The following is a 22,234-nucleotide window of genomic DNA, read 5'->3' on the forward strand; positions in this document are numbered from 1 at the left end:
TGGGATTTAATGGCATTCCCGTGACAGGGATAATTGCCAATGCCTCAGATTTCAGTAAGATTAGCCAACTTCATTTTTCACCGTTTACAACTTCATTTTGCCCGCACGGCTGCGGGCCTCAACCGAAAGAGATTAAGCGTATGTTTGGAAAAGGCGGAATGGGCAACCTGATGAAGCAAGCCCAGATGATGCAGGAAAAAATGGCCAGAATGCAGGAAGAAATTGCCCGCATGGAAGTGACAGGTGAGTCTGGTGCCGGTCTGGTGAAAGTTACCATGACAGGTACTCATAACGTACGCAAAGTGGAAATCGACCCAAGCCTGCTGGAAGACGATAAAGAACTGCTGGAAGATCTGGTGGCTGCGGCCTGCAATGATGCGGCCCGCCGGGTTGAAGAAAATCAAAAAGCCAAGATGGCCGAAGTGACCGGCGGCATGCAACTGCCACCCGGCATGAAGATGCCATTCTGAGGAAAGGCCGGCGATGAAATTCAGTCCGCTGGTGGATGAGCTTATCCAGAGCCTGCGTTGCCTGCCCGGCGTGGGGCCCAAATCGGCCCAGCGCATGGCCTTTGCCCTGCTCGAAAGCGATCGCAGAGCGGGCATACGTTTGGCCGACACCCTGTCGCGAGCCATGAGTGAGGTGGGTCACTGCCAGAAGTGCCGTACTTTCACCGAAGAGCCTTTGTGCCCGATTTGCTCGAGTAGCAGACGCGGAGAAGCCGACACCCTGTGTGTGGTGGAAACCCCGGCGGACGTGCTGGCTATCGAGTCCGGCGGTCATTTTCAGGGGCGCTACTTTGTGCTGCAGGGGCATTTGTCACCCCTGGATGGCATTGGACCCGAGGAGCTGGGGCTGTCGTTGCTTGAAGGCCAATTGGGTGGCGGAGGTATCAGCGAGCTGATTTTGGCTACCAATCCCACAGTGGAAGGGGATGCCACGGCCCATTACATAGCCGACATTGCCCGTCGTGCAGGTGTTGCCGTCAGCCGGATTGCCCACGGCGTACCAGTGGGCGGAGAGCTCGAATACGTAGACAGCACCACCCTGGCACTGAGCTTTAACGGCCGTTTGCCCCTCTGACTCTGATTTTTATAAAGGCCCCGCTTTGTCGGGGCTTTTTTGTTGTTTTTTTATCCGCTTGAGCCTCTCTGGTTCAGTGCCCCTTGAAAAGAGTTTCAACGCCCCCATTTCAGTTCTATCCGGGCGATGAGCCCCACATACCTGAATGTTTTTGTAACACTGAAAGAAAAGGGAACTGAGATGTCGCATCAAGAAACCCATGGTTTTCAAACAGAAGTCAAACAGCTTTTGCATTTGATGATCCACTCTTTGTACTCCAACAAAGAAATCTTTTTGCGTGAATTGGTCTCCAATGCCGCCGACGCCGCCGACAAGCTGCGTTACCTGGCGCTGACCAACGACAGCCTGTACGAAGGTGACGGCGAGCTGCGGGTGCGCGTGAGCGCCGACAAAGACAAGGGCACTGTGACCATTGAAGACAATGGCATAGGTATGACCCGCGACGGCGTTATCGAGCATCTCGGTACCATCGCCAAGTCGGGTACCGCCGAGTTCTTTAAAACCCTTTCCGGCGACAGCGCCAAAGACTCGCAGCTCATTGGCCAGTTCGGGGTCGGTTTCTACTCGGCCTTTATCGTCGCCAAGCGCGTTGAAGTGTTCACCCGCGCCGCAGGCCACAACGCCGACGAAGGCGTGAAGTGGGAGTCGGAAGGTGAAGGTAACTTCAGCGTGGAAACCATCACCAAGGCAGACCGCGGTACCAAAATCGTGCTGCATCTGCGTGACGAAGAAAAAGAGTTTGCCGATGACTGGCGTCTTCGTTCCATCATCACCAAGTACTCAGACCATATCTCCATTCCGGTAGAGATGTACCAGGAAGGCACCCCTGAGCGCGATGGTCCAGATGGCGAGAAAATTCTTGCCACTGAAGGTCAGTGGAAAGCGATGAACAAGGCTACCGCACTGTGGACCCGCAGTAAGTCAGAGGTGAGCGACGACGAATACAAAGAGTTTTACAAGCATATCTCCCACGACTATGCCGACCCGCTTGACTGGAGTCATAACAAGGTTGAAGGGAATCAGGAATATACCAGCCTGCTGTATATCCCGGCCAAAGCGCCCTGGGATCTGTGGAACCGTGACCGCAAGCATGGTCTCAAGCTCTTCGTGCAGCGGGTGTTCATCATGGATGACGCCGAGCAGTTTATGCCATCTTACCTGCGTTTCGTACAGGGCCTGATTGACTCCAACGATTTGCCGTTGAACGTGAGCCGCGAAATCCTGCAGGACAACAAGGTCACCCGCAACTTGCGTCAGGCCCTGACCAAGCGCGTGCTGTCTATGTTGGAAAAGCTGGCCAAGGACGACGCGGACAAGTATCAGCAGTTCTGGGCCGAGTTCGGTACCGTGCTCAAAGAAGGTCCGGCGGAAGATTTTGCCAACCGCGAGCGTATCGCCGGATTGCTGCGTTTCGCTTCGACTCACACTGGCGATGCCACACCTTCAGTGTCGCTGGATGATTACATTGGCCGTATGAAGGAAGGGCAGGAAAAGATTTACTACATAGTGGCCGACAGCCATGAGGCCGCAGCCAACAGCCCTCACCTGGAGCTTTTGAAGAAGAAGGGCATCGAGGTGCTGCTGCTGTCTGAGCGCATTGATGAGTGGCTGATTAGCCATCTGCACGACTACAAAGAGAAGGCTCTGCACTCAGTGACCCGTGGCGATCTGGATCTCGGCGCACTGGAAGACGAGGCTGAAAAGGCCGCGCAGGAAAAACTGGCTCAGGAGTCTGAGCCGCTGGTGGAGCGATTCAAGTCTGCCCTTGGGAACAAGGTCAGCGACGTGAAAATTACCACCCGTCTGACCGATACGCCCGCCTGTGTGGTAACAGGCGAAGGCGAGATGTCGAGCCAGATGATCAAACTGATGCAGGCGGCAGGCCAGCCAGTGCCTGAAACCAAGCCAACGCTTGAGCTCAACCCAACTCATCCGCTGGTGGCCCGTTTGGATAAAGAGCAGGATGAAGCGGCGTTTGCCCAGTGGGCGGAGATGCTGCTGGCGCAGGCTACCCTGTCTGAGCGTGGCAGCCTGGCCGACCCGTCGGCTTTCATCAAGCTGGTGAACCAGATGCTGCTTAAATCTGTCGGCTAAACTGATTGCGGGGGCGAATGCCCCCGTTTGTCTTTTTGATAATAGCTTTTTTACATTCAGGGGAAGCACCTATGACTCAAGGGATACCTCAACAGGCAGATGCTGCCATGGCTGGCGTGGCGCTGACCCGGGACAATATCCAGTCAGTGCTGGAAAAATCGCTCGAAGCGCCCATTGTGTTGAGTTTCTTCGCGCCGTCACACCCGGACAGCGTGGCTATGAATGCCCGTTTGGCTCAGCTCATCAACGGCCGCGGTGTGTTGGCCACAGTGAACTGTGAAACCGAGATGGAAATAGCGTCCTATTTTCGCATTCAGGCGCTGCCAACCGTGTTGGTGATTAGCCAGGGCCAGCCGGTTGACGGCTTTGCCGGGGATAAAACCGATGCGGAGCTCGATGCCTTGCTGGCTCAGCATTTACCTCAGGCCTGGAAACAAGTATTGCAGCAGGCAAGGCAAGCGCTGGCCGATGGCAAAGGGGCCGATGCCTTAGCGCTTCTTAAAAGCATCGAAATGGATTCCACAGCTATAGGCGCCGAGTGGGCGCTGCTGATGGCAGAAGCGGAAATTGTGCAAGGCGAGCTCAGCAACGCCGAGCAGCGTCTGGCGTTGGTGGGTCTTGCCGATCAGGATGCGTATTTTCAAAGCCTCAAGGCAAAACTGGCGCTGGCCAGGGAAGCGGCAGACACCCCGGAAGTCAGGGAGCTGCAGAGCCGATTCGCCGACTCGCCTGACAATCATCCGCTTCGCATTGAACTTGCCAAGGCGTTGGCCCAGGCCAAGCGTGAAGAAGAAGCACTTGAGCTGCTTTATGACGTGCTTAAACGGGATTTAGGGGCCGAAGGCGGTGAAATAAAACAAGCGTTTATGGGCATTTTAACGGCGATGGGGCAGGGCAGCAGTATTGCCAACAGCTTCAGACGTAAGCTTTACAGCCTGCTTTATTGAATAAAAGTCTGCGCCGACTTTGGCACTTTTTTGTGCCAACTGAGGCTAAAGTCGAAAGCGCAGGCCTTCTAAAGCGCGGGTTTATGTGCGAAGATCGCCGCCCTAAGAAGAATATCGATGCGAATTTAAGAGGACTCCCCGATGCGCATTATCCTATTGGGCGCCCCAGGTGCCGGTAAAGGTACCCAGGCTCAGTTCATCATGGAACACTACGGAATCCCCCAGATTTCTACCGGCGACATGCTTCGCGCCGCAGTGAAAGCCGGCACGCCGCTGGGGCTGGAAGCCAAGAAAGTGATGGACGCAGGTCAGCTGGTTTCTGATGAGCTGATCATAGGTCTGGTGAAAGAGCGCATTGCTCAGGACGACTGTGCCAAAGGTTTCCTGCTGGACGGTTTTCCACGCACCATTCCTCAGGCCGATGCCATGGCTGCCAATGGCATCAGCATCGATCACGTGATTGAAATTGATGTGCCTGATGAAGAAATTGTGAACCGCATGAGCGGTCGCCGCGTACATCCAGGCTCAGGCCGTGTGTATCACGTTGTGTTCAATCCACCCAAGGTGGAAGGCAAGGACGACGTGACCGGTGAAGATCTGGTTATCCGTCCGGATGACGAAGAGAGCACAGTGCGTAAGCGTCTGGGGATTTACCATGAGCAAACCAAGCCATTGGTTGACTATTATGGCAAGGTGGCTGCTGAAGGTAACACCAAGTACATCAAGTTCGACGGTACCCAGAGCGTGGCCGAGGTCAGTAAGTTGATCCAGGCAGCCCTGAGCTGATAGCCAGAGATCGCACTTTGTAGAAAAGCCTGTGAAAACAGGCTTTTTTGTTTTTTAGCCTATGGTAGGCTAAGCCAAAGTTTGCCAATTTGAGGTGAGATGTGAGCCAGGAACAGCCAATGTTTGGAGTACTCCTTGTCAATCTGGGCACCCCAGATGCCCCCGACGCCCCTTCCGTGCGCCGTTTTTTAAAGCAGTTTTTAAGCGATCCCAGGGTCGTGGATTTGTCTCCCTGGATCTGGAAGCCAATCCTGAATGGCATCATTCTCAACACCCGTCCCGCCAAAGTCGCCAAACTGTACCAGAGCATCTGGTGGGATGAGGGCTCGCCTCTGATGGTGATAAGTCAGCGTCAGCGAGAGAAGCTTGCCGCCGAACTGAGCAGCCTCTATGGCCATGAGGTTCCTGTTGCGCTGGGGATGAGTTATGGCTCACCGTCGCTGAGCCAGGGGCTGGAAAGCCTGAAGGCACAGGGCATAGACCGTGTGGTGGTGTTGCCGCTGTATCCTCAGTACTCCTGCTCGACGGTAGCCAGTGTGTTCGACGGAGTTGCCGGGGTGCTCAAGTCATGGCGACGTCTGCCGGACTGGCGCATGGTACGCGAGTATTATCGTCATCCGCTGTATATCCGGGCCTTGGCTGACTCTGTTCGTCGCCTGTGGGAGGCTGACGGCAAAGCTGAACTCTTACTGATGTCGTTCCACGGTGTGCCGCTCAGATACATAACCGAAGGTGACCCCTATCAGGCCCAGTGCCAGGAAACCGCAAGACTCGTTGCCAAAGAGCTTGGCCTTGGCAACGACGAATGGCAGGTCTGTTTCCAGTCCCGCTTTGGCAAAGAAGAGTGGCTGACTCCCTATACCGACGAGTTGCTCGAGAGCCTGCCGGGCAAGGGGGTTAAGAAGGTGGACATTATGTGTCCTGCTTTTTCGGCAGATTGTCTCGAAACACTCGAAGAGATTGCCGAAGGGGGGAAAGAGTCCTTTATCCATGCCGGTGGCGAGCAATACAGGGTTATTCCCTGCCTGAACGACGACGATGGCCATATCCGATTGCTGGCGGAACTGGTCAGGGAACAGAGCCTCGGCTGGCAAGTTGGCTGATGCGGCTTTGCTCATCACTGGTCAGCGTCTTAAAATATGATAGAATCTGCCGCCTTTGAGCCGGGCGGCGGTATTTGCAGCTCTCTTTTGCGTGGATCTCCCAGCCTTTTGGCGATGAATATCACTCCGGCCTAAAATCAATTTTACTTGTTTAAGTCTGGTGCCAGGCAGGGCTCCGGGTCTGATGTGCATGGATGCGGCAAGTGCAACTCTGCCATAGTGCAAATAGGCAAAGAACAGAGATCCCGTTATGAAGTTTCCTGGCCAGCGCAAGTCAAAACATTACTTCCCCGTCAATACCCGAGATCCGCTGCTTGAGCAGTTGACTCAGCAACCTCAGCCAACGCAGACCTATATCAGCGGCATCGATCAAACCCTGGTGGACATTGAAGCCAAGGTCGCTGAAGACTTGTTGGTGCGCTATCAGTTACCCAAAGGTAATTCCACCCTGATTGATGATGCAACCGCCCATGCGCTCTACGAGGAGCTCAAGCGCGATAATCTTATCAGTGACGAGTTTGCCGGTGGCACCATTGGTAACACTGTGCACAACTACTCCATTTTGGCTGATGATAGATCAGTGCTTTTTGGGGTGATGAGTAAGTCCATTGAGGTGGGCAGCTACGCCTATCGCTACCTGTGCCACACCTCATCCAAGGTCGACCTGAATCACCTGCAACCGGTAGATGGCCCTATTGGTCGCTGTTTCACTCTGATTTCAGATTGCGGCGAGCGTACCTTTGCCATCAGCAAGGGGGCCATGGACAAGCTCTCTCCAGACTTTATCGATAAGGATGTGGTGCAGGGCAGTGCCGCGCTGGTGTTGACTGCCTATCTGATGCGTGCCGCCGAGGGCGATGGCATGAGCCAGGCAGCGCTCAAGGCCATTGAATACGCCAAAGCAGCCGATGTGCCCGTGGTCCTGACTCTGGGTACCCGTTTCCTCATTCAGGAAGATCCGGTCTGGTGGCAGGCCTTTATTCGCGATAACGTCACTATCCTGGCGATGAACGAAGACGAGGGCGAGGCCCTGACGGGGTTTGCCGACCCACTGCTTGCCAGTGAGGCGGCGCTGGAATGGTGTGATATGGTGCTGACCACGGCGGGCCCCATTGGTCTTTACACTGCAGGTTATACCGAAGACAGCGACAAGCGCGAAACCAGCCACACTCTGCTGCCAGGTGCCATTCCCGAGTTCAACCGCTTTGAGTTCTCCCGCCCGATGCGAAAGCGTGATTGCCGCGAACCTATCAAGGTGTATGCGCACATTTCGCCCTATATGGGAGGTCCTGAGCAAATCCGTAATACCAATGGTGCCGGTGATGGTGCGCTCTCGGCGCTGCTCCATGACCTGGCGGCGAATAATTTCCACAAGGTCAATGTCCCCGGCTCCAGCAAGCACAGAAACGAAGGGCTCTGCTATTCGTCATTCTCGCAGATCTGCAAATATGCAAACCGTGTAGCCTATGAAGTGCTGGCCCAGCACAGTCCAAGACTCTCCAGAGCATTGCCGGAAAGGGAAGACAGCCTGGAAGAATCATACTGGGAGCGTTAACCCCGGTGAGCCCCATCTAACTGAACGTTATGGGGCTTTAAGCAGGCAAGAAAACAGATATGAAAAAGGCGCCCATGGCGCCTTTTTTTATACTTCATGTTTTAACGAAGATCTTATTAACCAAGCGGTGTGGGGATATTTCACCCCGCAACACATTTTCCCAACAGGCGTTTATTCGCCGCGATGGACCTCTGCTTCAAAGCTACCCGCTGTTTTACCTGCCTTGGGGTCGTTGAAGACGGCTTCATTGAGGGCGCCTTCGGACTTGGCAATCACCACTGTGGCCACAGTATCACCCGTAACGTTTACTGCGGTACGCACCATATCGAGCATACGGTCCACACCCAAAATGAGGGCAATGCCTTCCACGGGCAAACCAACCTGATTGAGCACCATGGCAAGCATCACCAGGCCTACGCCAGGCACGCCTGCTGTACCGATTGAGGCCAGTGTGGCTGTCATCACGACCATGGCATAGTCGGTAATGGTCAGGTCGATACCAAACACCTGGGCAATAAACACAGTTGCTACGCCCTGCATAATGGCAGTGCCATCCATGTTGATGGTAGCGCCCAGAGGCAGGGTGAAAGATGCCACCTTGTTATCGGCGCCCAGACGATGCTCAGAGGCTTCCATGGTCACAGGCAGTGTGGCGTTAGAACTGGCTGTGCTGAAGGCAAACAGCTGCACGTCACGCATTTTACGGATGAACATCAGTGGGCTGAGACCCGAGAAGAGCTTAAGCAAGGTCGGATACACCACGAACCCGTGGAACAGCAATACCACCAACACCAGCATGAAGTATTTAATCACGCTCTCGAGGGTTTCCATGCCAAGGGTCAGTGCCAGTTTCCCCATCAGGGCAAACACACCGTAGGGAGCCAGCTGCATGATCAGGGTAACCACGCGCATGATGACTTCGTTGAGGTCATCAAACAGGGCTGCGACACGGCGACCACGTTCACCAATATGTGAAATCGCGAATCCGAAAATTACCGCAAAAATAATGATTTGCAGCATATTTCCTTCGCTCAGTGCTTTCATCGGGTTTGATGGCACTATGTTGATCAGCACATCCGCCAGACTGGGAGCTTCTTTGGCGGAATACTGCATACTTTCGGATGCAAGCGAGGCATTTCCGGGCTGGACAATGACGGCGGCAGAGATGGCCACTACCAGTGCGATGGCCGTGGTAAACAGATAAAAAGCGAGTGTTTTACCGCCTAATCTGCCTAATTTGGAAGGTTCACTCAGAGAGCAGGTCCCGCAGACCAGGGAAATAAATACCAGAGGCACAACCAACATCTTGAGACTGTTGATAAATATAGTGCCTATCACATGGAAAAAACCCTCGGTGATATAGTCCTGAACCCACTCACTGCCACCGAAAAAATTACGAAGGAGCAAACCTATTAAAATACCGGCACCCATGCCGATTAAGATCTTGCCTGTCAGGCCAATTTTACTGGATTGTGCAGCAGCCATAGATTTTCCTGTTTATTTTTTGTGCTTTTGTGTTTTGGCGCACAAAAGCCTAGCAAGAAAGCGGTGCCGAGGAAACGGGCAATTAACTAAAGTTTTCTGGTAAAACCACGAAATAAAAGAATCGGGTAATAGAAAAGTTACATGAAAATTGTGTATTGTTAGCCTATAAGTAAGAAGCGGAATGCTTGAGTATTTTAACTAGAGTAACAGGGAGTCTGACAATGAAGTCAGCGTTTAAGTTATGGTTGGCCACCTTCCTCTCGTTTTTATTAATTGCCTGCGGGGGCGGTGGTTCGATTTCAGATACAGGGGGAGGAACACCCACGCCGCCTCCAACAGACACAATTACGGTGACAGCAGCTATAACATTTAGCTCTTCCAACAGCACAATTGGCATTGATACACCCGCCACAGTGACAGCAAATGTTAAAGGATCGATTTCTGGTGCAAAAGCTGGAAAATTAGTCACCTTTAAACTGAATGACGCAACGTTAGGCACCTTTACCCCATCCACAGGCACTGCTCTGACCGATGCCGACGGCAACGCCACTATTACACTGAGTACGGCAGATATCGCCGGTGCAGGTACAGTCACTGCGAGTGTCGATACTGGTGAGGCCAGCGAGCCAGTTGGCTTTACCATGAAGGGGGATGGTGGAAGCTCCACCGGTGGCGAGGCTCAGGTCAGCTTGACGCTTACCGATGCTGATGGAGCCCCAACCGATACCATTTCGAGCACCAAGCCTGGTAAGTTGGTTGCCACTGTTTCCGGTATTTCCAAGACAGTTATTGTTACATTCAACTCATCTCTTGGCGATCTGCCGATTAAAACTGCTATTACGGATGCGAACGGCAAGGCGAGTGTCGATATTTATGCCGGCAGCCAGCCAGGTGCAGCCGAAGCAACTGCTACGCTGTCCACCGGTGAAAGCGGACAGAAAGTGTTTGTTATTGGTGCCAGTAATGTGCTGATGGGAACCGCAGAAGGAGACTTTGTTGCGGGTAAGGCCTCGGTGAGTGCCAGCGCTATTTCTGCCGGTGGTACCGCGACCGTATCCATTAAGCTCCAGGACGATCAGGACATTCTCTTTACCGAGCCTGTCAGTGTCAGCTTCTCTTCAACCTGTGCTACCAAGGGACAGGCTGAGCTCAGTAGTCCAGTTACGGCAGTTGGTGGTATTGCGACCAGTACCTACTTGGCCAAAGGTTGCGTGGGTGATGACAACATCAGTGTTTCTGCCGATGTTGGCGGCAAGAACCTGTCAGCCACAGGTACATTGAATGTGCTGGCAGCTGACGCCGGTAGTATCGTATTTGTAGGCGCAAGTCCTGAAAATATCAGTATCAAGGGCACAGGTGGTGATGAATCATCCACTGTCAAATTTAAAGTACTGGATACCAACGGCAACCCGGTAGCCAACAAGGCGGTGTCTTTCGCGTTGAACACTTCTGTGGGTGGTTTGACCCTCAGCCCTGCAACAGCGACGACCAATAGTCTGGGTATTGCCCAAACAGTCGTCACTTCGGGCGCCGTGGCGACCACTGTGCGCGTTACCGCATCGATTGATGGCACTAATCCTGTTATTTCGAGCCAATCCAGCGTACTGGTTATCTCTACCGGCAAACCTGATCAGGACAGCTTCTCCCTGTCTGCCGAAATCCTGAATGCCGAAGGCTGGGAGGTTGATGGCACTGAAGTGAAGGTGACCGCGCGTCTGGCCGATGCCTTTAACAACCCTGTTCCAGATGGTACGGCGGTATATTTTACAACGGAAGGTGGTTCCATCGACCCATCCTGTACCACTGCCAATGGTGGCTGTACTGTGGTGTGGCGCAGTCAGAATGCCAGACCAGACGGCGTGAAGCTTATCGACGGTTCAGGTGCTATGGTTCGCAACCCAACGCCTGTCTTGGTTGAAGATGGAGGCCGCTATTATGGCTTCTATGGACAGAAGTTCGGTGGCCGTGCAACCATCACTGCTACTGCTGTGGGGGAAGAGTCCTTCCCAGATACCAACGGTAATGGCCGCTTTGATGCTGCTGAAATGACCGCCTTCCTGACAGGTACAGATGTCAGCGGTGACGGTTATGATTTGGCCGATGCTTTTGTCGATCATAACGAGGATGGCGTTTTCAACCCTCAGCAAGCCGGTGGTCAATCCGGTGGCGCAAATGAAGAGCTCGTTGACTTTGACGTAGACGGTCAATTCGATGCCGCAGATGGCAAGTACAATGGCGTGCTTTGCTCAGTGCCTGCCCATGCGGGCTGTGCAAGCAGCGATGCCCAGTCGCTGTTTGTAAGACGCAGTCTGGTACTGGTGATGTCAGGCAGTGAGGCTTTTGCCACTGCTGCTGATGATGTGGTAATTGACGACCGTGATGGTGTATCAACCGGTGGCAGCATCGACATCAATGGTAAATCAACCGCATCAGTTGTGTTTGCCATTTCTGATTTGCACAATCAGCAGATGCCTGCCGGAACCATTGTTCAATTCACTACTTCAGCCGGTTCTATCGCCAGTACCGCCAACTACACCTGGCCAAGCAGCAACTACAATGGCGCAAGACAATTCTCAGTTACTGTTAAGGGCGCAGACCAACCCGAGAGTGGCGTCTTCTCTGTGACTGTGACTACTCCAGGCAATACGGTTACAGAAGTGCTGACAGTTCCTGTAAATATCTATTAAGCGACAGTTTAACAGCCATAAAAATACCAAAAGGCCACTCTGACGAGTGGCCTTTCTTTTTGTTGAATCAACAAAGGCTCCTGACGGCACTGAGGGTTCTTTATTTTTTTTGGGGGGGGGGTAAATCTACATCAGCGATGCTGAAGGTTCTGATGTTTTATGGGCTGTGAGAGTCCAGATATGTGAAAAATAACTGATAAAAAGCCGCTACTCAAGCGGCTTTTTCTTTGAATCGTTTTAACCGACTTAGTATCAACGCTGGAATTGATATACGCTGCCAAGGTTCATGATTTGAGTCAACTCGTCCAGTGCGGTGCGCGATTCAATCAATAGCTGCGGGTCTGCCAGGTCCTGGGTACTCAGGCGGTCGCGATAGTGTTTATCTACCCATTGGTTCAGGCGGGCAAAGAGGGCATCATTCATCATTACCTGTGGATTGACCGCTGCCAGTTCAGTATCGTTCATCGCAACCCGCAGGCGCAGGCAGGCAGGGCCTCCACCATTTTGCATGCTTTGCTTCACATCGAAGTAGTGTACTGCCTTGATGGGGGTATTCAGGGTGACCAGCTCATTCAAATAGGCGTGTACAGCCGCGTTTTCCTGGCAATCGGTGGGGGCAATGATGGCCATGCTGCCATCTTTCAGGGTTACTATCTGAGTATTGAAGAGATAGCTCTTAACCGCATCCTGCACGCCCACCTTGGCAGTGGGTACTTCGATAAAATGCATGTTGCCACGCATTTTTTTATCGATTTCAGCGAGTTTGGCCTGGGTCTCCAAAAAAGCCTGCTCGTGGTAAAAGAGCACATTTTGGTTACCTACGGCAATCACATCGTTATGGAAGACGCCCTGGTCAATCACATCGGGATTTTGCTGTATGTACACAGTGCGGTCATCACTGAGCTGATGTAATCTGGCGACAGCTTGCGAGGCTTCCAGCGTTTGCCTTGCTGGATATTTTACCGGTGCGGGACGGGACAGGTCGGCAACACTGCGACCATAGACAAAGACTTCGACGCCGGCTTGGCCATAATCATGGCACAGGCGGGTATGGTTGGCTGCACCTTCATCACCAAAATGTGGATGCTCTGGTAAATGTTGGTGGTGAGCAAAATAACGCTCATCGCTGAATATGGCTTTCAATATATTGCCAGTGGTTGCAGGTTCTATGCTGCGGTGCAGCTTGTCGACGAGGTTTGCTGGCGTAAAGTGGAGCTTTCCGTCCGCACTGTCAGCACTTGGGGAAACTGTCGCTGCGTTTGCGGTCCACATGCTGGAGGCGCTGGCACAGGCTTGCAGCAGCACCGGAGAGGCTTTTGCTGCCTGAGAAAGCACATCAGCATCCGAGCCCGAGAAACCTACCCGGCGCAGCGTGTGAAGATCCGGGCGCTCTTGAGGTGCCAGCACACCCTGTACCAAGCCCATATCAGCCAGTGCTTTGGCTTTTTTCAGCCCTTGCTTGGCTGCGTCCTTGGGGTTTGAAATCTGGGCGGCATTGCTTTGGGAGGCGACATTACCAAAAGACAGACCGGCATAGTTGTGAGTAGGGCCAACCAGTCCATCAAAGTTTGCTTCGAAGTGCTTCATTGCTTGTCCTCTGTGGGGCTCGAGCTTGGTTTTTGTATAGATATTATGTGATGAAGGCCTCAGTATACTGGGACAATCCTGCTTCACAAGTTGCCTAAAGACAGCAAAAGTCGTGACAATTGCCAGATTTGCATAACTATTGCTTGCTTGCTGGCGGAATATGAAATATTAGTTTTTAATTACGCAAAGTTATTTTTAAACATTTTTTTCATTATTGATTAAAAAGTGACTCGCTGGTCCAGATATCTGAGGGAAGCGCTTGAAACTGCGGTTTCAACCCTCTATATATGGTGCCAATTTCTACCTTCTCGAGACTTTTGGCGCAAATTAAGCTATGGGTAAATCGCTCGTTATTGTCGAATCGCCGGCGAAAGCCAAGACCATCAACAAGTATCTTGGTAAAGAATTTATTGTGAAATCGAGTGTTGGCCACATTCGTGATCTGCCAACCTCGTCTGCCGCCGAAGGCAAAGCCAGCACCAAGTCAGCTGCCGAAGTTCGCAAAATGAATCCTGAGGAAAAGGCCAAATACAAGGCGCAAAAGGATAAACAATCCTTGGTTGCCCGTATGGGTGTTGATCCCGAACATGGATGGCAAGCCAACTATCAGGTACTGCCCGGTAAAGAGAAGGTGGTCAAAGAACTTCAATCTCTTGCCAGCAGCGCTGACCAAATCTATCTCGCAACCGACTTGGATAGAGAAGGGGAGGCCATTGCCTGGCACTTGCAGGAAGTGATAGGTGGCGACGAATCCAGATATAAGCGTGTGGTATTCAACGAAATTACCAAAAGCGCTATTCAGGAGGCCTTCAGCCGCCCCACTGATTTGAACACCAATATGGTTAACGCCCAGCAAGCCAGGCGGTTCCTGGACCGTGTAGTGGGCTTTATGGTGTCGCCTTTGCTGTGGAAAAAGGTCGCACGGGGGTTATCCGCTGGCCGCGTCCAGTCGGTTGCCGTGCGGTTGGTGGTTGAGCGTGAAGCCGAAATCAAGGCTTTCGTCCCCGAAGAGTTTTGGGATGTCCACGCCACATTGAGCACGCCAGCAGCGGCTGAGTTGGTGATGGACGTCAGCCGTTATCGTGACAGCGCCTTTGAACCTGTCAATCAGTCTCAAGCCATGACGGCAGTCAGTGCGCTTGAGGGAGCCACCTTCAAGGTCATAGACCGTGAAGACAAGGCAACCTCCAGTAAGCCAAGCGCCCCCTTTATTACCTCCACCTTGCAACAGGCGGCGAGTACCCGGTTGGGCTTTGGGGTGAAAAAGACCATGATGCTTGCCCAAAGGCTCTATGAGGCGGGGCACATCACCTATATGCGTACTGACTCAACCAACTTGAGTCAGGAAGCGCTTGAGAATGTACGCGCGCACATAGAAAAAGAATTTGGCAGCAAGTACCTGCCTGAGTCTCCCCTTCGTTATGGCAGTAAAGAAGGTGCACAGGAGGCTCACGAAGCCATACGCCCCTCAAACGTTAAGGTGGAGTCTGCCAGCCTGACAGACATGGAAAGAGACGCACAGCGCCTCTATGAGCTGATTTGGCGGCAATTTGTGGCATGCCAGATGACTCCTGCCGTTTACGATGCGACCCGATTAACGGTCAAAGCGGGCGATTATGAGCTCAAGGCCAGCGGCCGCATTCTCAAATTTGATGGTTGGACCCGTGTACAGCCTGCACTGAAGAAAAAGAACGAAGAAGACAACACCCTGCCGGATGTTCAGGTGGGCGATACGCTCTCTCTAAAGGCACTGGATCCCAAGCAGCACTTTACCAAGCCTCCTGCACGCTACAGCGAAGCTTCTTTGGTAAAGGAGCTCGAAAAGCGTGGCATTGGCCGTCCGTCAACTTACGCAGCCATCATCTCGACCATTCAGGACCGAGGCTACGTGAAGGTGGAAAACCGTCGTTTCTACGCCGAAAAGATGGGTGAGATTGTCACCGAGCGTTTGGTCGAAAGCTTCAGCGAGCTGATGAACTACGACTTTACTGCGGGTATGGAACAGACCCTGGACGATGTTGCCAAGGGCGACAAAGACTGGAAGGGCGTGCTGGACGGTTTTTACAGCGGCTTTACCGCCAAGCTGGAGAAAGCCGAGGCCGAACCCGATGCAGGCGGCATGCGTCCCAATCAAATGGTGCTGACGGATATTCCCTGTCCCACCTGTTGCCGTCAAATGGGTATACGTACCGGCACTACCGGGGTGTTCCTTGGCTGCTCGGGTTATGCCTTGCCGCCCAAAGAGCGTTGCAAGACGACTCTGAATCTGACACCCGGTGAAGAAGCCATCAGCGATAGCAGTGAAGATGCCGAGACTGACGCGCTAAGAGCCATGCACCGCTGTGGTAAGTGCGGCACTGCCATGGACTCTTATCTGCTCGATGAAACCCGTAAGCTTCATGTATGTGGTAATAACCCGGAGTGCGACGGCTACGAAGTCGAGAAGGGGGCGTTTAAGCTCAAGGGCTATGAAGGCCCAGTCATTGAGTGCGACCGCTGTGGCAGCAATATGGAGCTCAAAAACGGCCGCTTTGGCAAGTATTTTGGCTGTACCAACGAGAGCTGTAAAAACACCCGTAAGCTCCTTAAAAATGGCGAAGCTGCGCCACCGAAGGAAGACCCTATTCATCTTCCTGAGCTGAAATGCACCAAGTCTGACGCCTATTTTGTGCTCAGGGACGGCGCGGCCGGGATCTTCCTGGCGGCCAGTACCTTCCCGCGCTCACGGGAAACACGCGCGCCTTTGGTTGAAGAGCTTAAGAAGTACCGTGAAGCCCTGTGGCCCAAGTATCAGTATCTGGCGGATGCGCCTGTCGCTGATGCGGAAGGCAATAAGGCGCTGGTGAAATTCAGCCGTAAGACCAAGGAGCAATATGTGGCCACCGAGGTTAATGGTAAAGCCACTGGTTGGAGCGCTCACTACAAAGATGGCAAATGGGTTGAATCCAAATAAGCCGCTTTACCGGGCAACCCAAAGGTTGCCTGAATAAAAAAATCCCCGCATTGCGGGGATTTTTTATGGCTTAGACGTAATGAGTGACAGGGCTACCACTTCTTCTTGGGCTGGAACAGCATATCCAAATCGTCGCCTTCTTTGCGGGAGCTTGGAGCACTTGGCTGCGACAGCTTCTGTGCTCCCATGATCTCATCCAGCAACTGCTTGGCCTCATCAACCTTACGGCCAATAAAAGGATCGTTCGGGGTCTGCGCCTTAATGGCGTGCAGGGTTGAAAGCGCCTTGGTCACCATCTGCTTGGCAGAGCCATATTGCTTCATATAACAGGCGGCTCTGGCACGGGAAATCATGGATTCGACGTTAATACGCAATTGCAGACTGTCTACCCGTGCCTCTTCATCGGCAAATATCATAGGGTCCACTTTGCCTTTATTGTGCTCTGCTCTGAGTATGGCTTTAAGCTTTTTCAGGGTTTGCACAATCACCAGAATTTGCTTGTCGTTATCCGGTAAGCGAAAGCTTTCCACGGGCGGCACATTCACCGCACCTTTCATGCCTTCGATTTGGCTTTGAACATCAATCAATCGACGTTGGTAATCGGATTTGGGTTGTCCCGAACTCAGATCGACAGCAACCGCCAGCGCTTCCTGAATGCGTCGATAAAGCACCATCACTACATGGGTGCTGCAGGGAAACATACCTGTGTTGGAAAGTACGCCTTCGGTCTCATCGATAATTGCCCGTTGCCGTGCAACTTCTGTACGCCGCTCGGCCTCTGCGCGTTCCTTTTGCTGCTGAACGACGTTGACTCCAATAATGAGCAGCAACAAGGCCCCACATGCGAGCAGGATCATTAATAACATAGGTCGTCCATTATTGTTACAATTCAGCCAATGCTACAATAAATCAATAAACTAGCATAGATATCTTAGCGCAGCTTGGGGGACATGTCGCTCAAATTGGACGAATGGGTTTTGTTATTCCTGTTTGATTTAATTTATTCGGTGTACTATAACCCATGATTATAGATAGCCTGCTTAAGATTGGCCTCCCGCCCCTTGGGAGTGGCTAAGGAAGCGAGATGAAACTTCAACAACTCAGATATATTGCCGAAGTGGTTAACCACAACCTGAACGTGTCCGCCACGGCAGAAAACCTCTACACCTCACAGCCGGGGATCAGTAAACAGGTTCGCATGCTCGAAGATGAGCTGGGGATCCAGATTTTCGGGCGCAGTGGCAAGCATTTAACCCATGTTACACCGGCTGGTGAGCAGGTTATTGCGATTGCCAACGATATTCTGGGCAAAGTTGAAAGTATTAAAAAGGTCGCCGAAGAGTATACCAAGCCAGATCAGGGTGAGTTGAACATCGCCACGACTGATACCCAGGCAAGATACGCGTTGCCACACATCATAAAGGGCTTTATCAAACGCTATCCCAAGGTGAATTTGCACATGCATCAGGGCACGCCCACTCAAATAAGTGAGTTGGCAGCCCGTGGCGAAGCAGACTTTGCCATTGCCACTGAAGCCATGCATCTTTATTCAGATCTAATCATGCTGCCGTGCTATCACTGGAATCGCTCCATTGTGGTGACCCGGGATCATCCACTCGCTGGACGCAGCCAAATCAGCATTGAAGAGTTGGCGCGCTATCCATTGGTGACCTATGTGTTCGGTTTTGACCGGGCCTCAGAAATTGAGCGGGCATTCAATCGCGCCGGACTTGAGCCAAGACTGGTGTTTTCTGCCACCAGTGCCGATGTGCTCAAGACCTATGTTCGCTTGGGCCTTGGTGTGGGGGTGCTGGCATCCATGGCGATTGACCCCAATATTGACAGGGATTTGGTGGCCATCGACGCTAGCCATTTGTTTGCCCATTCCACCACCAAAATCGGGTTTCGCAAGGGCAGTTTCCTTAGAAGCTACATGTATGACTTTATTGAGCTTTTTGCGCCGCATCTCACCCGTGATGTGGTTGAAAAAGCCGTGGCCTTGCGTGACCCCATACTCATCGAAGAGATGTTTGCCGACAGAGAACTGCCTATTCGCTGAGTTGGTTTACGCCCATAAAAAATCCCGCACGAAGCGGGATTTTTTATGGAGTGAGAATTAACACTCTACAATATTCACTGCCAGGCCACCCTTGGCGGTTTCCTTGTATTTACTGCGCATATCCCGGCCGGTGTCCATCATGGTTTTAATCACCTTATCAAGGGATACCTTGTGATTACCATCGCCACGCAGTGCCAGACGAGAGGCGTTGATAGCCTTTACCGCGCCCATGGCATTTCGCTCGATACAAGGCACCTGTACCAGGCCACCTACCGGGTCGCAGGTGAGGCCCAGGTTATGCTCCATCCCAATTTCGGCGGCATTTTCAACATGCTCAACCGTGCCACCCATGATTTCAGTCAGCGCGGCGGCGGCCATGGAGCAGGCGACGCCCACTTCGCCCTGGCAACCTACTTCGGCTCCTGAGATAGAGGCGTTTTTCTTGTAAAGAATGCCAATCGCGGCGGCAGTCAGGAGGTAGCGGGCGCAGATGTCCATATCCACCTGCTGTACGAAGGTATCAAAGTAACAGAGCACTGCAGGAATAATCCCGGCGGCACCATTGGTTGGCGCGGTCACTACGCGATCGCCAGCCGCATTTTGCTCGTTAACTGACAGCGCAAACAGGTCTACCCAGTCCATGGCATTGAGTGGGTCGACGTTGTTGCGACCTTCAGCCTGCAGGCGACGATAGAGTCCAGGGGCACGGCGACGCAGTTTGAGACCGCCCGGAAGCATACCTTCCTTTTTATAACCCTTTTCAATACAGGTTTTCATGGTCTGCCAGATATGCCACAGCCGTTCCTTGACGTCCTCTTCGCTGGCCAGTGTCAGCTCGTTTTGCATCATCAGGGATGAAATCGACAATCCATTATCTGTACACATCTCCAGCAACTGTTGGGCACTGTTGAAGTCGTAAGGTGCCGCCTTGATTGGGGTGGCGGGTGAGGGGTCTTTGCGCTCGATTTGGTCTTCATCCAGCACAAAGCCACCACCCACAGAATAGTAGGTACGCTGATACAGGCACTCACCGCCGGCAAAGGCATAGAGGGTCATGGCGTTGGCGTGGGCTGGCAGGGTCTTGCGTCTGTGGTAAATGATGCCGTCTTCACGGGTAAATTTGACGGTTTTCCCCTGGGCCAGAGTCAGGGTTTCCTGACTCGATACCTGGGCCAGAATGCCATCAATGGCGTCGGTATCAACGGTTTCAGGATCTTCACCCATGAGGCCCAGAATAACGGCTTTACCGGTGCCGTGGCCTTTACCGGTTTGGCCCAAAGAGCCAAACAGCTCGGCACGCAGTTCATCGACTTGCGCCAGCATGCCCATGTTTTCGACACGGGCAACAAATTCTTTGCCAGCCTTCATGGGGCCGACGGTATGTGAACTGGAAGGACCTATTCCAATTTTAAAAATGTCAAATACACTGATCATAGCTTGGGCCCTGTTAGGATGTAGTTGTTATTTTAGTCGTCTGTCCGATGCTTGCTCGCTCACCGGAGTGCTTTGCGGTAACCTCGGCTGGTCCCCTCAGTACTGAGGGCAGCGTCATTCGGGACAATCCGGCTCCGCAGCCAATAAGTATCCCACAATCCTGAGAGATAGTTTCATTAGTTATTTTTATGCAATCAGGTTCGGATTAATCTGACTAACGTCTGATGTTCACGCTGGATTTGGCGTTAAGATAGCGTTATCGCAGAATGGATTTTTACTAATTGTTGATAGGCGTTGTTCAACTGGCCTGATATGTGATGAATTTTTATAGGGAGAATCTATGGGCTTTTTGATGCTTGATATAGCAGGCACCCAACTTGAGCGTGACGAAGAGGCCTTATTGGCTTCCCCCATGACGGGCGGTCTTATTTTGTTCAGCCGCAACTTTGAAAATCGCGCCCAGTTAAATGCCCTGATAGCGTCTGTCAGACGGGTACGCCCCGACCTCCTTATTGCCGTCGACCACGAAGGCGGCAGGGTTCAGCGTTTTCGCGAGGGATTCACCCAAATCCCCGCCATGGGAGACATATTACCGGCCGCAGGCCAGGATCTGGCGCTGGCAAAACGCTGGGCCACTGAGCTGGGCTTTCTGATGGCGGTGGAGCTCCTTGCCAGTGATATCGATTTAAGCTTTGCCCCCGTATTGGATGTTAATGGCGTCAGTGACGTGATTGGCAGGCGCGCATTCAGCAGCAATCCAGACGAGATTACCGAGCTTGCTGATGCCTTTATCCGCGGGATGGAAAGCGCCGGCATGAAGGCGGTGGGCAAACATTTCCCCGGACACGGCAGCGTTAAGGCCGACTCCCACGTGGCCATGCCTGTGGATAGCCGCGAGGCAAGTGAGATCCTCAACCTTGATATGCAGCCGTTCAAACAGCTGATTGGTGCCCAGCGCCTCGATGGTGTGATGCCAGCCCACGTGGTGTATGACAAACTGTGCCCCAATCCTGCTGGATTTTCGTCTTTCTGGTTACAGGAGAAACTGAGAGGCGAACTGGGTTTTGACGGCGTGATTTTTTCGGACGATTTGGGCATGGAAGGTGCCGCCTTTGCCGGAGACTATCCCGCCAGAGCCCATGCAGCGCTGTCGGCAGGTTGTGACATGATTTTGGTCTGTAATAACCGTGAAGGCGCCTTGGCGGTATTGGCAGCTCATGCGTCACTGAATGAGAATGATGGCAGGGCGCGTCGTAATGCGGCAGCGCTGAGGCCTGACCCAATCAAAGCCATTAAGGCGTTGGATAACCAAGAACGTTGGGAAAAAGCCCGTGAGCTTGCCCTGTCCATAGGCTATCAGCCTTAATTCTGTCCGTCTAAGTTCGCAAAGTTTGCGCATTATTTGATGATGCGCAAGCTTTTCTGCCCCTTGCCCTGTTAGGGTTTAGCTATCACAGCACAGTGGGCTTTTCTGATGATCCTCTATTTCCACGGTTTTGACTCCACCAGTCCCGGCAACCACGAAAAAATGCGCCAGTTGCGATTTATCGATACTGATGTGCGCCTGATTAGCTATTCCACCGAGCATCCCAGATACGACATGCAGCAGATGCTGAATGATGTTGCCCGTGAACTGGCTGACGTAGATAAGCAACAGGTCATCGCCCTGGGTGTTGGGTTGGGGGCGTTTTGGGCCGAACGTATTGGCTTTTTGAACGGCATCCGTGCGGTGCTGATTAATCCCAACCTTACGCCTGAGCACAACATGGTGGGGCGCATCGACAGACCAGAGGAATATGCCGATATCGCGGCCAAGTGTGTTACTGAGTTTCGTAAGAAGAATCAGGGGCGCTGCCTGTGTATTCTTTCACGCCGTGACGAAGTGCTCGACAGCAAGGTGGCGTCTGCCACCTTGTCTCCCTTTTATCCCATCGTTTGGGATGATGAACAGCCCCATAAATTCCCGGAGCTTGGCAGCCACCTGCCGACCATAAAAGCCTTTATGACTGCGCCTTGATCCCGGGCCTCGCTCTTAAATTCGTTTTCGCGACATCTCAGGTCTCTGGCTGAGTATCGGCCGATTTCAGGGGCGCAGCACCTGAGCCTGAAATGCATGGCTTAAATAGAACTTCCGTACCATATCACGCAGCCAAAATACAGTACGCGGTCTTGATAAAAGCGCTTTCATTTGTGATGTGCGTCACAAGTTAAAGCATTTTTATCGTTGAGGGGGATCCTGGCATTGAAAATTCACGGTCAGGCGGTAGAGTGTCGGCCTTTCCTGATGCGGTTGTAACAATTCGTATCAATGAAAGCACTTTGGTCCCAAGGGACCAACCGATTGCGTATGTCGCCCGATGCAGCTAACAGCCGTTTTGTTAGCTGTTTTTTTTGCTCCTCATAAAATTCCGCTTCAATTTTCCTTGTTCCAATTGATGTCGTATGCTCATTACACAATCAC

General features: G+C 52.6%; 16 protein-coding genes. 12 read left to right on the forward strand and 4 right to left on the reverse strand.

What is annotated here, in order from left to right; all coding sequences use genetic code 11:
- The first annotated feature begins 140 nt into the window (after window positions 1-140).
- The 7 genes from JQC75_RS06465 (at window position 141) to JQC75_RS06495 (ending at window position 7,568) form a co-directional block, all read left to right on the forward strand.
- Window positions 141-470, forward strand: coding sequence for a YbaB/EbfC family nucleoid-associated protein (locus tag JQC75_RS06465; protein ID WP_203326615.1), 330 nt, complete (start codon window positions 141-143; stop codon window positions 468-470).
- Between the two features lie 13 nt (window positions 471-483).
- Window positions 484-1,083, forward strand: a complete 600-nt coding sequence (gene recR, locus JQC75_RS06470; RefSeq protein ID WP_203326616.1) for a recombination mediator RecR — start codon at window positions 484-486, stop codon at window positions 1,081-1,083.
- Between the two features lie 180 nt (window positions 1,084-1,263).
- The gene (htpG, locus tag JQC75_RS06475; protein WP_203326617.1) at window positions 1,264-3,177 is read left to right on the forward strand and encodes a molecular chaperone HtpG; all 1,914 of its coding nucleotides are present in this window, start codon (window positions 1,264-1,266) and stop codon (window positions 3,175-3,177) included.
- A 71-nt stretch (window positions 3,178-3,248) separates the two neighbouring features.
- Window positions 3,249-4,124: a tetratricopeptide repeat protein gene (locus JQC75_RS06480; protein ID WP_380797200.1), complete on the forward strand. Its 876-nt coding sequence runs from the start codon at window positions 3,249-3,251 to the stop codon at window positions 4,122-4,124.
- A 141-nt stretch (window positions 4,125-4,265) separates the two neighbouring features.
- Window positions 4,266-4,910 carry an adenylate kinase gene (gene adk / locus JQC75_RS06485; RefSeq protein WP_203326618.1) on the forward strand — a complete coding sequence of 215 codons (645 nt, stop codon included), beginning with the start codon at window positions 4,266-4,268 and terminating at the stop codon, window positions 4,908-4,910.
- 119 nt (window positions 4,911-5,029) lie between these two features.
- Window positions 5,030-6,013, forward strand: a complete 984-nt coding sequence (hemH, locus tag JQC75_RS06490; protein WP_203326619.1) for a ferrochelatase — start codon at window positions 5,030-5,032, stop codon at window positions 6,011-6,013.
- A 250-nt stretch (window positions 6,014-6,263) separates the two neighbouring features.
- Window positions 6,264-7,568 carry an inosine/guanosine kinase gene (locus tag JQC75_RS06495; RefSeq protein ID WP_203326620.1) on the forward strand — a complete coding sequence of 435 codons (1,305 nt, stop codon included), beginning with the start codon at window positions 6,264-6,266 and terminating at the stop codon, window positions 7,566-7,568.
- Between the two features lie 171 nt (window positions 7,569-7,739).
- Here the strand turns inward: JQC75_RS06495 and JQC75_RS06500 are convergent, their stop codons facing one another.
- Window positions 7,740-9,053, reverse strand: a complete 1,314-nt coding sequence (locus JQC75_RS06500; RefSeq protein ID WP_203326621.1) for a dicarboxylate/amino acid:cation symporter — start codon at window positions 9,051-9,053, stop codon at window positions 7,740-7,742.
- Between the two features lie 221 nt (window positions 9,054-9,274).
- Here JQC75_RS06500 and JQC75_RS06505 point away from each other — a divergent pair, with 221 nt between their 5' ends.
- On the forward strand, window positions 9,275-11,740 hold the full coding sequence (locus JQC75_RS06505) for an Ig-like domain-containing protein (RefSeq protein WP_203326622.1): 2,466 nt from the start codon (window positions 9,275-9,277) through the stop codon (window positions 11,738-11,740).
- A gap of 252 nt (window positions 11,741-11,992) precedes the next feature.
- Here JQC75_RS06505 and astB read toward each other — a convergent pair whose 3' ends face one another.
- Window positions 11,993-13,327, reverse strand: coding sequence for an N-succinylarginine dihydrolase (gene astB, locus JQC75_RS06510; protein ID WP_203326623.1), 1,335 nt, complete (start codon window positions 13,325-13,327; stop codon window positions 11,993-11,995).
- A gap of 334 nt (window positions 13,328-13,661) precedes the next feature.
- Between astB and topA the strand changes: the two genes are divergently transcribed.
- Window positions 13,662-16,280, forward strand: a complete 2,619-nt coding sequence (gene topA / locus JQC75_RS06515; RefSeq protein ID WP_203326624.1) for a type I DNA topoisomerase — start codon at window positions 13,662-13,664, stop codon at window positions 16,278-16,280.
- Window positions 16,281-16,372: 92 nt separating this feature from the next.
- On the opposite strand, the gene JQC75_RS06520 is transcribed toward topA, so the two are convergent.
- On the reverse strand, window positions 16,373-17,146 hold the full coding sequence (locus tag JQC75_RS06520) for a hypothetical protein (RefSeq protein ID WP_203326625.1): 774 nt from the start codon (window positions 17,144-17,146) through the stop codon (window positions 16,373-16,375).
- 218 nt (window positions 17,147-17,364) lie between these two features.
- On the opposite strand from JQC75_RS06520, the gene cysB reads away from it, so the two are divergent.
- Window positions 17,365-18,339, forward strand: a complete 975-nt coding sequence (gene cysB / locus JQC75_RS06525) for an HTH-type transcriptional regulator CysB (RefSeq protein WP_011759439.1) — start codon at window positions 17,365-17,367, stop codon at window positions 18,337-18,339.
- A 57-nt stretch (window positions 18,340-18,396) separates the two neighbouring features.
- On the opposite strand, the gene JQC75_RS06530 is transcribed toward cysB, so the two are convergent.
- A complete protein-coding gene (locus tag JQC75_RS06530) occupies window positions 18,397-19,773 on the reverse strand; it encodes an L-serine ammonia-lyase (RefSeq protein ID WP_203326626.1) in 1,377 nt (458 codons plus the stop codon).
- Between the two features lie 340 nt (window positions 19,774-20,113).
- Between JQC75_RS06530 and nagZ the strand changes: the two genes are divergently transcribed.
- A complete protein-coding gene (gene nagZ / locus JQC75_RS06535) occupies window positions 20,114-21,139 on the forward strand; it encodes a beta-N-acetylhexosaminidase (RefSeq protein ID WP_203326627.1) in 1,026 nt (341 codons plus the stop codon).
- A 108-nt stretch (window positions 21,140-21,247) separates the two neighbouring features.
- Window positions 21,248-21,790 (forward strand): alpha/beta hydrolase YcfP, encoded by a 543-nt coding sequence (ycfP, locus tag JQC75_RS06540; RefSeq protein ID WP_203326628.1) that lies wholly within the window; start codon window positions 21,248-21,250, stop codon window positions 21,788-21,790.
- Window positions 21,791-22,234: the final 444 nt, after the last annotated feature.

Origin of the sequence: Shewanella litorisediminis (genome assembly GCF_016834455.1) — a bacterium.
Lineage (GTDB): Bacteria > Pseudomonadota > Gammaproteobacteria > Enterobacterales > Shewanellaceae > Shewanella > Shewanella litorisediminis.

What these genes read in the sequence shown, in the direction of transcription:
- JQC75_RS06465 (WP_203326615.1), top strand. Translation starts at nt 141, where the DNA reads ATGTTTGGAAAAGGCGGAATGGGCAACCTGATGAAGCAAGCCCAGATG.
- recR (WP_203326616.1), top strand. Translation starts at nt 484, where the DNA reads ATGAAATTCAGTCCGCTGGTGGATGAGCTTATCCAGAGCCTGCGTTGC.
- htpG (WP_203326617.1), top strand. Translation starts at nt 1,264, where the DNA reads ATGTCGCATCAAGAAACCCATGGTTTTCAAACAGAAGTCAAACAGCTT.
- JQC75_RS06480 (WP_380797200.1), top strand. Translation starts at nt 3,249, where the DNA reads ATGACTCAAGGGATACCTCAACAGGCAGATGCTGCCATGGCTGGCGTG.
- adk (WP_203326618.1), top strand. Translation starts at nt 4,266, where the DNA reads ATGCGCATTATCCTATTGGGCGCCCCAGGTGCCGGTAAAGGTACCCAG.
- hemH (WP_203326619.1), top strand. Translation starts at nt 5,030, where the DNA reads ATGTTTGGAGTACTCCTTGTCAATCTGGGCACCCCAGATGCCCCCGAC.
- JQC75_RS06495 (WP_203326620.1), top strand. Translation starts at nt 6,264, where the DNA reads ATGAAGTTTCCTGGCCAGCGCAAGTCAAAACATTACTTCCCCGTCAAT.
- JQC75_RS06500 (WP_203326621.1), bottom strand. Translation starts at nt 9,053, where the DNA reads ATGGCTGCTGCACAATCCAGTAAAATTGGCCTGACAGGCAAGATCTTA.
- JQC75_RS06505 (WP_203326622.1), top strand. Translation starts at nt 9,275, where the DNA reads ATGAAGTCAGCGTTTAAGTTATGGTTGGCCACCTTCCTCTCGTTTTTA.
- astB (WP_203326623.1), bottom strand. Translation starts at nt 13,327, where the DNA reads ATGAAGCACTTCGAAGCAAACTTTGATGGACTGGTTGGCCCTACTCAC.
- topA (WP_203326624.1), top strand. Translation starts at nt 13,662, where the DNA reads ATGGGTAAATCGCTCGTTATTGTCGAATCGCCGGCGAAAGCCAAGACC.
- JQC75_RS06520 (WP_203326625.1), bottom strand. Translation starts at nt 17,146, where the DNA reads ATGTTATTAATGATCCTGCTCGCATGTGGGGCCTTGTTGCTGCTCATT.
- cysB (WP_011759439.1), top strand. Translation starts at nt 17,365, where the DNA reads ATGAAACTTCAACAACTCAGATATATTGCCGAAGTGGTTAACCACAAC.
- JQC75_RS06530 (WP_203326626.1), bottom strand. Translation starts at nt 19,773, where the DNA reads ATGATCAGTGTATTTGACATTTTTAAAATTGGAATAGGTCCTTCCAGT.
- nagZ (WP_203326627.1), top strand. Translation starts at nt 20,114, where the DNA reads ATGGGCTTTTTGATGCTTGATATAGCAGGCACCCAACTTGAGCGTGAC.
- ycfP (WP_203326628.1), top strand. Translation starts at nt 21,248, where the DNA reads ATGATCCTCTATTTCCACGGTTTTGACTCCACCAGTCCCGGCAACCAC.